Annotated in this window: 11 protein-coding genes; 5 read left to right on the top strand and 6 right to left on the bottom strand. The window is 68.0% G+C overall.

Annotated elements, in window-relative coordinates; translation table 11 throughout:
- A complete protein-coding gene (locus AB1K54_RS01030) occupies window positions 1-1,506 on the bottom strand; it encodes a glycosyltransferase (RefSeq protein ID WP_371200833.1) in 1,506 nt (501 codons plus the stop codon).
- On the bottom strand, window positions 1,503-2,528 hold the full coding sequence (locus AB1K54_RS01025) for an FkbM family methyltransferase (RefSeq protein WP_371200832.1): 1,026 nt from the start codon (window positions 2,526-2,528) through the stop codon (window positions 1,503-1,505). Before AB1K54_RS01025 ends, AB1K54_RS01030 begins: the two co-directional genes overlap by 4 nt.
- A 157-nt stretch (window positions 2,529-2,685) precedes the next feature.
- Between AB1K54_RS01025 and AB1K54_RS01020 the strand changes: the two genes are divergently transcribed.
- From AB1K54_RS01020 to AB1K54_RS01010, 3 genes are read left to right on the top strand one after another with little or no spacing between them, the layout of a single operon-like run.
- Window positions 2,686-3,585 (top strand): ABC transporter permease, encoded by a 900-nt coding sequence (locus AB1K54_RS01020; RefSeq protein ID WP_371200831.1) that lies wholly within the window; start codon window positions 2,686-2,688, stop codon window positions 3,583-3,585.
- Window positions 3,586-4,776 carry an ABC transporter ATP-binding protein gene (locus AB1K54_RS01015; protein ID WP_371200830.1) on the top strand — a complete coding sequence of 397 codons (1,191 nt, stop codon included), beginning with the start codon at window positions 3,586-3,588 and terminating at the stop codon, window positions 4,774-4,776.
- Entirely contained in the window at window positions 4,776-6,071 is a 1,296-nt protein-coding gene (locus AB1K54_RS01010; protein ID WP_371200829.1) for a glycosyltransferase family 4 protein, read from the top strand. The genes AB1K54_RS01015 and AB1K54_RS01010 overlap by 1 nt, the downstream gene beginning before the upstream one ends.
- On the opposite strand, the gene AB1K54_RS01005 is transcribed toward AB1K54_RS01010, so the two are convergent.
- Window positions 6,019-8,328, bottom strand: coding sequence for a polysaccharide pyruvyl transferase family protein (locus AB1K54_RS01005; protein WP_371200828.1), 2,310 nt, complete (start codon window positions 8,326-8,328; stop codon window positions 6,019-6,021). The genes AB1K54_RS01010 and AB1K54_RS01005 overlap by 53 nt on opposite strands.
- A gap of 101 nt (window positions 8,329-8,429) precedes the next feature.
- Here AB1K54_RS01005 and AB1K54_RS01000 point away from each other — a divergent pair, with 101 nt between their 5' ends.
- The gene (locus AB1K54_RS01000) at window positions 8,430-9,428 is read left to right on the top strand and encodes a GDP-mannose 4,6-dehydratase (protein WP_371200827.1); all 999 of its coding nucleotides are present in this window, start codon (window positions 8,430-8,432) and stop codon (window positions 9,426-9,428) included.
- Window positions 9,429-9,432: 4 nt separating this feature from the next.
- On the top strand, window positions 9,433-10,347 hold the full coding sequence (locus tag AB1K54_RS00995) for an NAD-dependent epimerase/dehydratase family protein (protein ID WP_371200826.1): 915 nt from the start codon (window positions 9,433-9,435) through the stop codon (window positions 10,345-10,347).
- Between the two features lie 66 nt (window positions 10,348-10,413).
- Here the strand turns inward: AB1K54_RS00995 and AB1K54_RS00990 are convergent, their stop codons facing one another.
- The 3 genes from AB1K54_RS00990 to tuf form a co-directional block, all read right to left on the bottom strand.
- Window positions 10,414-11,382, bottom strand: a complete 969-nt coding sequence (locus AB1K54_RS00990; protein ID WP_371200825.1) for a glycosyltransferase family 4 protein — start codon at window positions 11,380-11,382, stop codon at window positions 10,414-10,416.
- Window positions 11,379-12,521, bottom strand: coding sequence for a glycosyltransferase (locus AB1K54_RS00985; protein WP_371200824.1), 1,143 nt, complete (start codon window positions 12,519-12,521; stop codon window positions 11,379-11,381). The genes AB1K54_RS00990 and AB1K54_RS00985 overlap by 4 nt, the downstream gene beginning before the upstream one ends.
- 220 nt (window positions 12,522-12,741) lie before the next feature.
- Window positions 12,742-13,935 carry an elongation factor Tu gene (gene tuf, locus AB1K54_RS00980; RefSeq protein WP_371200823.1) on the bottom strand — a complete coding sequence of 398 codons (1,194 nt, stop codon included), beginning with the start codon at window positions 13,933-13,935 and terminating at the stop codon, window positions 12,742-12,744.
- Window positions 13,936-13,987 lie beyond the last annotated feature (52 nt).

Raw genomic sequence — 13,987 nt, 5'->3', positions numbered from 1 at the left:
TCACGACGCCACCGCCGTCTCGGATTCGATGAAGAAGTCCCAGAGGTCGGTGGCGTAGTCGTCCCAGCGGCGCCGCGGCCGCTCCGCGATCTGCGCCCGCAGTTCTTCGCGCAGGGCGGGTTCGCCCACGAGGCGTCGCAGCGCGTCTGTCACGGCGACGTCATCACGCGGATCGACGAGAAGGCACCCGCCGAGCCGGCCGATCTCGCCCTGGCTGCCGTACTCGGTCGTGAGCACAGGCGTGCCGACCGAGAGTGCTTCGACGACGGGCAGGCCGAACCCTTCCTGCAGCGAGATGAACACCACGGCGTCAGCAGACTTGAGCTCTTTCCAAAGTGTCTCGTCTGTGACCAGCCCGAGGTCGATGATCGGGCGTCCCTTCGCGATGAGCTTGCTCTCGACATCCTTGAACGATGCGAAATCGATGCCCATCCGGCCCATGAAGTGCAGCTCGAAGTCGAGTCCCTCGCGCCAGAGCCGCTCGGCAGCCCAAAGGATCGTCTCGTGGTTCTTGTGAAGCTCGCGGGTACCGGGGCACAGGATCACGACCGGCTCGCCATCGGTGCGGACGCGCTTGGTGATCGCCGACGCGTCGACCGCGCCGACCTCGGGAAGCGGCACCGAACCGACCAGCGGTCCCTTCAGGCCCTGCGCGGGGAAGGCACGCGCCACACCCGCGAACTCACGCCGAGTCGTGTCCGAGATGCACGCGACCTTGTGGGAGTGCTTGATGACAGAGAGGTACGCCGCAGAGTTGCCTGCCTCACCATGGCTGCGCAGGTCGGCACTCGAGATGGGAATGAGGTCATAGCCCACGTGAGAGACGCGATTGCCAGAGAACCTCGCCATACACGCCCAGGCATCGGCCTTTCGGCCATCGGGCGCATCGAGAAAGAGCACATCTGTGCGGAAGGGCACGATCAGGCTGTCGATCGGCGGCTCCTGGGCTTGCGGCCCGTGCAACTGCAGTCGCCTCATCTCCGTCACGCTGAGCGACCGCAGGCCCCAGTCGGTCTCGTGCCACATCGCCGGGGTGAAGCGATGGCTTTCAGACCATCGGCGAAGCGTCTCACGAACGACGCGCTGGATGCCCGTGACGTAGTCGGCGCTGGCGGACGACGACAGCTCCGCCACCGGCCTGTCGCTGACGACCCGCATCCCCTGGTCGAAGTATGGCCCGTGGCCCTGAAGGGCGTGAGCGAGCAGCCACTGAGTAGCCACTTCCGGGCGATCGGACTCCAGAGATCGCGCGAACCGGAGAAACTCCGATGATCCGGGATAACGGCCGAAGACCGCCACGAACAGCAGCCAGCGCTCGGGGTTCGCGCCCGAAGGCCGCGCGGCTTCGATCAACGCTCCCAGGAGTGCGGAAGCACGCACCGACGGGTCATCGGTGCGAGCATCCGACGGCAGGTCGCCGAGCAGATACGGCGCCGCCGCGGCAAGCCGCTCCGCGAGCCCTCGAACGATAGTGAATCCAGCACTCGAGTCGTCGTACACCCTCATTGCCCTCGACCGCTGATCGCGAACTGGGCCTTGCGCACGGCCCGCAGCGGCGCAGTCACCCGCCACGAGATCGTGCCCTCCATGACGGCGATGTGCTCCAGCAGGCGCGTGATCTCTGTGCGTGCTGCGGCCAGTTCGGCAGTGAGAGACGTCGAGGGCGCGCTGGCGACAGGCGCGGCCCATGCCTGCAGCGCGCGTGCACGCCAGAACAGCAGCTGTCGTGTGGTGTCGGCGCGTTTCTCGCTTTCGGATGCCAGAGCTTCTGCCTGCTCCTTCTGAAGTGTGGCCAACTGCTGGGCGTGGAGCACGTCGAGCTGCACCACCTGGGCCGGCACGAAACTGTCGAGTACGCACGCGGGGTAGGACAGTGCCTGTTTCAGGTCGACGTGCTCTTTCGCCACGTAGAACCTCGAGACACCGTCGAACAGGCAGAACTCGTACCCCGCGGCGAGCACGCCGGGCTCCCACTCCCCGGCGGTTGACTCGGCGCTGTTGGGCAGGGTCGCCTCGATCACCAGCACCCACGGCCGCCACACACTGAGATCGATCGTCGACAGAACCTGCGCCTCGGACCCCTCGACGTCGACGATCAGAAACTGAATGTCGCTGCGGCCCCACCCCGTCGCCTCCAGCAACGTGTCGAGCCGCGCGGTCGGCACGGTGAGATCCTCAACATCCCATCCGCGGTCGACATGCCGCGCCTTGATGCCGTCGACGAGCGTCGACAGGCCGGTGTTCGGAATCACATGAAGCGTGATCTCGTCGGCCTCCGCATCGGTCACCGCGGCCTCGACCTGCTGGTCCCGGGGGCGCTGCTGGCGGTGCAGCGCCGCGAAGGCGGGGACCGGTTCGACCGTCAGTCCGCTCCAACCGCGGTCGTAGAAGGCGCGCGTGATCGAGTCGTCGGTCGGATGATTCGCTCCGACCTCGACGTAGCGGCCCGCGACAACTCCACTCAGCGCACGCCACAGCACGACGTCCTCGTGATTCTGGCCGTACGAGATGAAGGGGGTGTCGGTCACCGACGAATCCTACCAAGCGGCGCGCTGGGCAAACGCACAGACGGGGGCGCCCGGCTGGAGGCGCAAACCCGTCCACGTAGACTGATCACGGCGCGTCCGCGGCATCCGGCCCCGGCGCAGGGCCCGGGTGCGGCCGACACTCGATGAGAGGATCCACGTGGAAGACGCTGCGTCCGAGCGGGCGAACCGACTCGCCGACGCCCCCTGGCGCGAGGTCACGCCCACTGTCGGCGTCATGCGCGGCACGTGGGGCTCGGTGCGCGAGCTCTTCGCGAACCGGGAGCTGCTGGGCCTGCTCACGCGCCGGGAGATCCGGGCGAAGTACAAGGATTCCGTGCTGGGCATGCTGTGGAGCATCGCCCGGCCGCTCGTGCAGCTCGGCATGTACTACCTGGTGCTCGGCCAGTTCCTGAGGGCCGCTCGAGGCATTCCCGACTTCGCCGTGTTCATCTTCGCAGGCCTCGCGATCTGGGGCCTCTTCAGCGAGATCGTGAGCCAGGGCACCGGGACGATGGTCGCCAACGCCGCGCTCATCAAGAAAGTGCATCTGCCCCGCGAGATCTTTCCGCTGGCGACCGTGGGCTCGGCACTGTTCAATTTCGCGCTGCAGTTCGTGATCCTGCTGGCCGCGACCCTCCTCACCGGCGGCATGAACCTCGAGCATTTCGTCGCGCTGCCCCTGGCGATCCTCGTCACCCTGACGTGGGCCCTCGCGCTGGCGTTCGTGCTCAGCGCAGTCAACGTGTATCTGCGCGATATGACGTACATCGTCGAACTGGCACTGATGATCGGTTTCTGGTTCTCGCCCATCGTGTACAGCTTCGCGATGGTGAAAGACGTCATGCCGGATCTCTTCGTTCAGATCTACCTCTTGAATCCCGTCACCCTCGCCGTGTTCGGCATCCAGCGTGTCATGTGGAACAAGGGCACCGACGCGATGTTCCCCGATCGACTCGAGCTGTCGCTGCTCATCGCCCTCGCCGTGGGCGTGGTGGCCCTGTTCATCTGTCAGCGCGCGTTCGACCGCCTGCAGCGCGATTTCGCCCAGGAGCTCTGAGTGACCAAAGTCATCCGCGTCGAAGACGTTGTCAAGACCTTCACGATCCGCAAGCAGAAGTCGCTCAAAGAGGCGATCGTCAACTCGCGGCAAAGACGCCTGCACACCGAGACCTTCACGGCTCTCGACCACGTGTCGACCGCCATCTCGTCGGGTGAGTCGGTGGGGCTCGTCGGCCCCAACGGCTCAGGCAAGTCGACACTGCTCAAGCTCATCGGAGGCATCCTCGCGCCCAACCAAGGGCGCGTGGCCACTCGCGGGCGCATCGCCGCCCTGCTCGAGCTCGGCGCAGGCTTTCACAACGACCTTTCCGGCCGTGAGAACGTCTTCCTCAACGCGTCGGTGCTGGGCCTGTCGCAGGCCGAAACGAAGCGGTACTTCGACGACATCGTGGAATTCTCCGAGATCGGCGAGTTCATCGACACGCAGGTGAAGTTCTACTCGTCGGGAATGTACGTGCGGCTCGCGTTCGCCATCGCAGTCCACGTCGACCCCGACATCCTGCTCGTCGACGAGGTGCTGGCCGTGGGCGACGAGCCCTTCCAGGCCAAGTGCATGCAGCGCATCCGTCGCTTCCAGCGCGAGGGTCGGACCATCGTCTTCGTCTCGCACGCCCCCGCCCAGGTGGCCGACCTCTGCGACCGTGCGATCCTGCTGCAGCATGGCCGCATCATCGCCGACGACGAGCCCAAGGTCGCGCTGGCGACGCTGCACGACTTCTACCAGCCGGCGATCGACTCGGCGCGACAGGAATCGGCGGCCCGTTCGCCCCATGCGGCGGGACTCGGAGCGTTGCACATCTCGGATGCCGGTGGCCAGGCGCTGACCGATGGCGCGACCCTCACCCCCGGCGGCGGGATCCGGCTGGACTGCGTCGTGGACTTTCCAGAGGCAGTGCCCGGCTGGGCGTTCCGCGTGAGCATCGAAGACGGTACGGGGAACCAGTACACCGCCATCGACTCGCGGGAGCACCTCGAGCTCACTCTTCCCGCCGAGACCGGCACACAGCGCTTCACCGTCGTGGTGCCGGAGCTCTGGGTGGGCGATGGCGACTACCACGTCGCACTCAGCGTGCGCGATGGCGACGACCTGACCATCGGCGAGGTGAGCCGCGCCGGTTCATTCACCGTGCGAGGACTCAAGCTCAGCGACGGCCCCGTGTACGCCGCCGCCCGGATCGAGATGCACTGATGCGCATCCTGGTGGTCGCCCCGCAGTTCGAAGAAGAGGGCCGGGGAATTGCGGGCATCGTGCGCTCCGTGGTCGCCGGAGCCACCGCCGCAGGGCATGAGGTGGGCCTGCTGACAGGGTTCGTCCCCGACGGCGGCGACCCCTACGCACAGGCGGTCGACTACCTCGCCTCGGGGGACTCCACGATCCTCACTCAGGCCGGCGGGCTCAAGAACGGCATGTTCCTGGCTCTCGCGCAGGGTCTGCGCGGCGCGCCCCTGCGACGGCAGGTCATCAGGCCGCCTCAGGGTCAGCCGAGCCGACTGCTCGGCGGTGCGGACTTCGCCGTGAACACCCCGCTGCTCTACTTGTTCTTCCACCTGCGGCGCCTGGGGATCTTCCGCTGGCTCGTACGGCGAGCGGCGCGCAAAGCAGGCGCCGAGCTCGTCATCGCGGGAGCACCCCTTCCTCTCACCGCGAAGCAGGTGCGACCCGCCCGACTGGCGCAGGTGATGTACGACTTCATGCCCCTGGAGCTGAGTGAGATCGGAGAAGGCACGCGCGAGCGCTTCCGCCAATCCATCACGACGGCGATCCGTGGCAGTGACTTCTTTCTCTCCATCTCGCGCGACACGTCCGCGAAGGTGCGCGAGCGTCGGCCCGATGCACGCGTCTACGAGGTCTACGGCGTCGCACACCCCGTGGGCGCTCCCGTGCCCGAGTCCGAACAGGTAGCGATCCTCGACAACGAGATGCTCGAACCAGGGCGATACCTCCTGTTCATTTCGGCGCTGGAGACCCGCAAGAACCTCGTGCGACTGATGGATGCCTTCCGCATCGCGCACCCCACGATCGCCATGCCGCTCGTCGTCGTCGGATCGCCCGGTGAGAGCTTCGCCGAGATCGACGAGCGCTATCGCAGTCTTCGCCGTGACGTACGACAAGACATCGTGTTCACCGGGCGGGTGAGCGAGGCCAAGAAGCACGTGCTGCTCGCGAACTGCAACGCCGTCGTCTTCCCGTCTCTCTATGAGGGCCTGGGACTGCCGGTGCTCGAGGGGCTCGCCTACGGCAAGCCCGTCGTGACGAGCCGAGTGGGAGCTCTCCCCGAAGCGGGCGGCGAGGCGGCGCTCTACGTCGACGATCCGCGCAGCACCGCTGAGATCGCCGATGCCCTCGTGAGAATCGTGACGGATGCCGGGCTTCGCGCCTCGCTCACCGAGCACGCGGCCGACCAGGTGGCCTTCTTCACGCAGGAACGCTTCACCGAACGGGTCGCGACCGCGCTGGCGGCCGAGGCGGGCAGAACCGCCTGATCCGCATCAGCAGGCGGCCCCTGCACGCGACCGCGGCTCCATGCGCGCGCTCACCCCAGCCGCGAGCCGCCCCAAGAAGCCCTCCCCCATGCTGGTCTCGACCTCGAGACGAACCGGGCAGCGACGAAGCGTCGCCTGAGGGCGCGACGCGCGCCGAGACGAGGCGCATGCCGAGCGCTCGCGCATCGGCGCTCTGCCCGAGATCAGCGGGGCTGACGGGCGCGAAGATCTCGAACCTCACGTGAAGCGATTCGGAGCCCGCAGCGACGGCGGCGGGAATCGTGGCCGTCTGCGGCACGACATCCCACGTGTCGAAAGTCCACTCGGCGACGTGCACATCGTTCACGCGCACACCGACGCGCTGTGCGCCGAGCGCAACGTCGAACAGTGCCGCGGCCTCTACCGTGAGCGTTGCCTCGTTGACCAGCGGCTCGGACAAGGGGATGCGCAGCACGGATGTCGCACCGAGCGACCACTGCCCGCCGTCCTCGGGCACCGACCACCCGCTCACGGCGAAGGGCGCACCCGTCGCATTGCGAAAGTCGATGCCGTCGCCCGGGCGGTATACGCCGTAGCGCACCGTCAGCGCGGGAAAGCGCAGGGCGATTCTCTGCGCCACCCGATCGAAGCCATCCACGTAGAGCCGACGGAACCGATTCTGCCAACTCGGCTCCTCCTCGGGGAGGATCAGATGCCGCCAGCCCGTGCCCGCCGCAAGTCCGCCCCGACGGTCGTAGCGCTCGACCTTCGCGCTGCGTCGCTGGGCGTCGGTGACCGCCCACTGCAGATGCACCATCGCGGCCTCGGCGGGAGCGGTCTGCAGTCGCAGGCCGTCCGTGTCGAAGCCCGGTGTGTGGATAGTCGAGACATAGCTCACGCGGTCGCGTCGGTAGAGCCGCCACTGCCGGTGTTCGAACGGGTCGAATCGGGTGCTGAGCAGCAGAGCGCCGTCCGGCGACACCGCGCTCTCGTAGCGGGGAAAAGCCCAGGCATCCACCTCTTCGGAGCCGATCGCCTCGCGCACGAAGCGCAGCAATGCAGGGGTCGGCAGTTCGTCGTCATCGAATCGCAGCACCCACGGAGTGTCGAGCTGCCGGGAGACGGCACCGATGAGGCCCTCCACCACGCTGTCTGGATTGTGCACGACATGCACGTGCGCAGCGTGCTTGCGGGCCACGGCGGCCGTCTCATCCACGCTCTTGCCGTCGACGAAGACGTGCACGGGCAGGTCGGTGAGACTCCTCCAGTGGTCGAGGACGATATCGAGATACGCCGCCGAGTCGAGTGTGGGGATGACGATCGTGACGGCTGCCGACGCCGCCGCCAGGGGGTCTGGCCGGCTGTGCTCTTTCGCGGCGGCAGCGCTGAAGCGGGGGCCGACGAAGCGGATCGTCGGCACATCGGACAGGCTCTGCCCGAACACCTCGGCGTTCTCGTCGTATGACCCGGCGTAGAGCGTGCACCCAACGCCCAACAGGGCCGACGCGATGCCCACATGCAGGCGGTCGGTGTTGACATGGGCGGCGAGCGAGACCGTATGAAGGACGCTCCACGCCGCCAGCCGGGTCTGCTCAGCGCCGAGCCCGAACGCGAAGAGCTGCGAGATGTCGGCGTCGGTGCGCACGGACTGGCCGATCGCTTCACCGTCGGCGCGAAAGAAGTCGACGCTCGGCCACGTGGACAGGTCCTGCTCGTTCAGGCCCGCGTCGTGGAGCACCGAACGACTCAGCGGATGGGCGCGCGCCGTGAGCGCGTCGTCTTCGAGCACTGCGCGCACGTCGAGATGGAACGCCATGTCGTGAGAGAGGCGCACATCGAGCGTCGGGTTCACGGCGTGCAGGTGCGCGGCGCTGGCTCGGTCGCGAACGAAGACGGTGACGCTGTGGTCGAGTCGACGCACCAGGTCTTCGTGCCCCCGCACCGAATGCGGCAGCAGCACGATCCGTTCGGCCCGACCGAGGAATCGGCTCAGTGCCGCGCGGAGGTCGCCATACGGCGGCACCAGGTTTCCTCCCCCGGCGAGAAGGACGGTGCGTCCACGCACGTCGGCATCCACGTCGATGGTCTCGGCGTGGACGCCCGCCCGCGCCAGCGCCTGGTCCGTCCCGAGCGTCATCAGCGCATCGCCGCCGTTGCCGGGGTTGGGAAGGCGCAGCACGCTCTGACCTCTCAGCTCGTGAAGGAAGCCCGCGACCACCCGGCGCTGCTCGTTCCACACGCTGAACTCCGGCACACACCGTTCGAGTCGCGACGACATGCGCTTCACGCTAGTGCAGCGCTCAGAGTCACCTTCGCACCCGAACTAGACTTGACGGGGCGGGCGCTCTGTCTCGCCCATGCACCGCAGGAGAAGAACACGTGACCGCACCGCGACGACGCGCCCTTGTGACAGGCATCACGGGGCAGGACGGCGGCCATCTGGCCCAGCTGCTCAGCGAGAAAGACTATGACGTCTACGGTCTCGTGCGCGGGCAGAACAACCCGCGCAAGGTTGCGGTGGAGGCCGAGTTCCCCGACGTGACGCTCATCGAGGGCGACCTCGCAGACCCCACGTCGCTCGTGCGCGCCATCGAGATCAGCAACCCCGACGAGGTGTACAACCTCGCCGCCGTCAGCCACGTGGGCTTCTCGTTCACCAACCCCACGCTGACGCTCGATGTGACCGGCAAGGGCGTGCTCAACCTGCTCGAAGCGGTCCGGCTCACCGGGCGCGCCCAGCACACGCGGTTCTACCAGGCGTCGACGAGCGAGATGTTCGGCGGCCTCGACTACAACCGGCCGGGCGCGGGCTACGACGAGGACTCTCTCTTCCACCCCCGCAGCCCCTACGGCGTCGCCAAGCTCTACGGGCACTGGATCGCCAAGAACTACCGCGAGAGCTACGGGATGTTCGTCTCGTGCGGCATCCTGTTCAATCACGAAGGCGAGCGGCGCGGCCGCGAGTTCGTCACCCGCAAGATCACCGACGCGATCGCCCGCATCCACCTCGGGCTGCAGTCGCACATCGAGCTCGGCGACCTGTGGCCCAAGCGCGACTGGGGGTACGCAGGCGACTTCACGCGCGGAATGTGGCAGATGCTGCAGCACGACACGCCAGAGGACTTCGTGCTCGCCACCGGGCAGACCCAGTCGATCGAAGACTTCCTCACCCTCGCGTTCGCCGAGATCGGGATCGACGACTGGCGACCGCTCGTGAAGCAGAACCCCGCGTTCATGCGCCCCGCCGAGGTCGACATCCTGCTCGGCAACCCGGCAAAAGCCGAGAGCGTGCTCGGATGGAAGCGCGAGGTGAGCTTCGAGCAGATGGTGAAGCTCATGGTCGCGCACGACATCGCCCTCAACTCCCCCGCAGAGTAGCCCCGTGACGCAGCGCACCCTCGCTGTCACCGGCGTCGACGGATTCGTCGGGCAGCACGTCGCGCGACTGGCCGTCGAGGGCGGCTGGCGCGTCGTAGGCCTCTCGCGCACGGCGCAGCCGGACCCCGAGTTGTCGCGCCTGCTCGCCGACTACCACGCAGGCGACCTGGCGAGGCAGTGGCCGGCGTCGCTGCGCGCCGACGCCGTGATCCACCTCGCCGGACTCGCCGCCGTCGGGCCGTCGTTCGACCGCCCCCAGGAGTACATCTCGACCAACAGCGCCATGGTCACCCTCATGTGCGAGGCGATGCTCGGCTGGGAGGCGCCGCCTCGACTGGTCGGCGTGAGCTCGGGTGCCGTCTACAGTGCCGGCCCCCCATCTCAGGCAGTCGACGAGGCCACTGCGACCGCTCCCACCTCGCCCTACGTCGTGAGCAAGCTGCTCGTAGAACAGCAGCTGGGCTACTACGCGCGGCGCGGCATCGACACCGTGATCGCACGGCCGTTCAACCACATCGGCCCCGGTCAGGGCCCGGGCTTCATCGTGCCCGACCTGACCGCGGCCCTGCGCGAACTCTCGCCCGGGGAGGCCCTTGCCACGGGCAACCTCGCGTCCGAACGCGACTACACCGACGTGCGCGATGTCGCGGCCGCCTACCTGATGCTCGCCGGAGCGCCATCCCACGAGCAGTCGGTGTACAACGTCTGCTCTGGCAGGGCGCTGGCGGGGCACGAACTGCTCGCGCTCGTGGCCTCCGCGCTGGACATTCCCGTTCCTCAGACGAGCGTCGACCCGGCACGCCTGCGCGCGATCGACAATCCGCGCATCACAGGATCCGCAGCGCGACTGCGCGACGAGTTCGGCTGGGCGCCGCAGATCGACGTCGCCCAGTCGATCGCCGACTTCGTCGCAGCGTAGGCGCCCGATGCGCAGCCGCCCCGGCGCCGGCAAAGGGGACCGCCTCTGCGGGTGCGAGAACCCAGGTCAGGCGAGTGCCTGCTCCAAGACGTCCGAGACGATGCCGCCCGTGCGGTCCCAGTCGTAGGCGCCCGGCGAAGGCGGCTCGACGCGGCGCGGCGAGTCGGCGGCCGCGGTGAGCGCACCGGCCCATTCCTCGGCATCGCGCCATGTCCCCAGTGCCCACCCGCGGTCGCCCACGATCTCGGCGACCGCGTCGCAGCCGCGCCAGAACGCCACCGGCACCCCACACGCGATCGACTCGAGCGCAGGCAGGCCGAATCCCTCCAGCGTCGAGGGCATCACGGTGGCGGCGGCACCCCGGTAGAGCGCCGCGAGGTGCTCGTCGTCCATGCCGTGCAGCACGGTGAGCCGGTCGGCGACACCGAGCGCCGTCGCCCGCGCGACCACCGCGGCGATCTCGTTGTGCGGCACGACGGCAGTCAGCCGCACGCCCGACGCGAGCGCCAGCGCCCGCAGCACCACATCCAGGTTCTTGTGCGGACGGACGTTGCCGACGAAGACGACGTACGGATCCGCCGCGTGCGCTCGCGGCCCGTCGGGCCGGAACGCGGCGGAGCATCCGTTGCCGGCATTGACCACGCGCACCGCCTCGTCGCGCACCCACTCGCGGATGTCGCGCGCCGACGTCTCAGACACGGTGAGCACGAGCCCCGCCCTACGAACGGTGCGTCGCACCGGCCCGCCGTAGTAGGCGACGAACTTCGCCCTCCCGGGCCAGGACGAGCGCAACTGGATGAGATCGTGGATCGTCACGATCTGGCGCGGCGCGCGCACGAGAGCGCCGTACCCCGGCGAGTACACGAGCGCGTCGCTGTCGAGCCCACGGAGCGGCCGGAACGCATCGAGCGGTGAGTGGGGACTGCCGTCGAGGCCGAGCGGATGCCACTCGGGACGCAGGCGAGGCAGCACCTCGCGAGCGTAGCGGCCGATCCCGTGTGCGCCTCGGTAGCGGTCGTCGATGAACAGCGTCACGGATGCAGGCCGCCTGGAGAAAGGGGCGCGGGCGCGGCATCCGTCCCCGTCGCACTGGCGACCCATGCCCTGATGCGGTCGACGAAGACCGCAGTGTCGAACTCGAGCGCGCGCGAGACACAGGCATCGGCCTGCGCACCGGCGGCGCGCTCGATCGCAAGCTTCAGTTCGGGGCGCGTCCACTCGTGCACCAGCGCCCCCGTGACCCCGTCGATGACCGTCTCGGCGGTGCCGCCGACGGCGCTGGCCACCACGGGCGTGCCCGTCGCCATCGCCTCGACCGGCATGATGCCGAAATCCTCGATCGAGGGGAAGACGAACGCGAGAGACCGCCGGTAGAGCTCCCTGAGGACCGCGAAGGACGGGTCGTGCACGAAGACCACCCGCTCGCCGAGGTCGGCGGCGATCGAACGGAGCCGGTCTTCGTCGGGGCCGCGTCCGGCGAGCACGACCGGCACACCCACAGCCAGACCCGCCTCGATCACGCGATCGAGGCGCTTGTACGGCACGAACCGCGAGACGCCGAGCAGGAACTGCGAAGGCAGCCCCGCGAGGATCACGCGCTCGGGCGGTGTGAGCTCAGCAGGCCCGCCGACGAACGCCGACACATCGATCGGCGGGTGGATGACCGTCGATGAGCGTTCCCAGGTGTCGGCGATGCGCTGGGCGATGAACGCGCTGTTGGCCGCGATCGCGACCGGCTCTGCCGCCCGCTTGCGGTCGAGCGGCTTCACGAGCGTCGAGAAGGCGCGCGCCGCCGGCCCCTCACCACGGCCGTCGAACTCTGGGGTCCAGACGTATCGGGCCGGGGTGTGCGCGTACACGAGCTTCGGCGCACCCCTGGCGGGACCGCCGAATCGGGCGTGGTGAGCGAACAGGTGGCTGCTGCAGAGCACCCATTCCGCGTCGCGATGAGGCAGGTGCCGCCAGACAGCGGGCATGAACGGCAGCGCAGCCGCCTTGCTGCGGCGAAGCGGGGTGCGCGCGAGCACGGTCTCGTGGACGCCCTGGAACCTGCCGTCGCTGTCGTTCCAGAGGCAGAACCGCTCAGCTTCGGGGAAGGTGCTCGACAGCACCTCGAAGACATTCTCGGAGCCGCCATGCCGAGCGAGCCACTCGTGCACGAGAATGCCAGCCATCGGGACGCTCCTTCCGCACTGCAGATTGGTCAGGTGGCCACACGCTATGGCCGCTCTCGCGAGGCCGCGGTGATGATTCGGGGGTGCCAATGGACGCCGGATGCCGTCGGCTCAAGAATAGTCGGGGCCGGGCGCAAGACCGGCCCCGACCAGGGCCGCTTGCATACGACAGAACCCCCCAGGCTGAAGCCTGAGGGGTTCTGTCAAGCAACCGGAGAGATTACTTGATGATCTTCGTGACCGTGCCGGCGCCGACGGTGCGGCCACCCTCACGGATCGCGTAGCCGAGGCCCTCTTCCATGGCGATGGGCTGGATCAGCTCGACCGTCATGTCGGTGGTGTCGCCGGGCATGACCATCTCGGTGCCCTCGGGCAGCGTGATGACGCCGGTGACGTCGGTGGTGCGGAAGTAGAACTGCGGGCGGTAGTTCGTGAAGAACGGGTTGTGACGGCCGCCCTCCTCCTTGGACAGGATGTACGCCGTGCCCTCGAAGTTGGTGTGCGGGGTGACCGAACCGGGCTTGACGACGACCTGGCCGCGCTCGACGTCGTCACGCTTGGTGCCGCGAAGGAGCAGACCGCAGTTCTCGCCGGCCCAGGCCTCGTCGAGCTGCTTGTGGAACATCTCGATACCGGTGACGATCGTCTTCTGCGTCGGGCGCAGACCCACGATCTCGACCTCGGAGTTGATGGCCAGCGTGCCACGCTCGGCGCGGCCCGTGACGACCGTGCCACGACCGGTGATCGTGAAGACGTCCTCGATGGGCATGAGGAACGGCTTGTCCTTGTCGCGCACCGGGTCGGGGATCGACTCGTCGACGGCCTCCATGAGGTCGAGGATCGACTGCGTCCACTTCTCGTCGCCCTCGAGCGCCTTCAGGCCCGAGACGCGCACGACGGGGGCGTTGTCGCCGTCGAAGTCCTGCGACGACAGCAGCTCGCGAACCTCGAGCTCGACGAGCTCCAGGATCTCCTCGTCGTCGACCATGTCCGACTTGTTCAGCGCGACCAGCAGGTAGGGCACGCCGACCTGCTTGGCGAGCAGCACGTGCTCACGCGTCTGCGCCATCGGGCCGTCGGTGGCGGCGACCACGAGGATCGCGCCGTCCATCTGAGCGGCACCGGTGATCATGTTCTTGATGTAGTCGGCGTGACCCGGGGCGTCGACGTGTGCGTAGTGACGCTTCGGGGTCTCGTACTCGACGTGCGAGATGTTGATCGTGATGCCGCGCTGACGCTCCTCGGGAGCCGAGTCGATCGACGCGAAGTCACGCTGCACGTTGGTGGCCGACGGGTACTTGTCGGCGAGCACCTTCGAGATCGCTGCGGTGAGCGTGGTCTTGCCGTGGTCGACGTGACCGATCGTTCCGATGTTCACGTGCGGCTTGGTGCGCTCGAACTTGGCCTTAGCCACTGGGTCCTCCTCAGGACGTTCGTGTAGAAGGTTCGGGCGCTGGTTTGCGACC

Origin of the sequence: Microbacterium sp. BWT-B31, assembly GCF_041379855.1 — a bacterium.
Lineage (GTDB): Bacteria > Actinomycetota > Actinomycetes > Actinomycetales > Microbacteriaceae > Microbacterium.
This window is presented reverse-complemented; position numbering and strand designations above follow the sequence as displayed.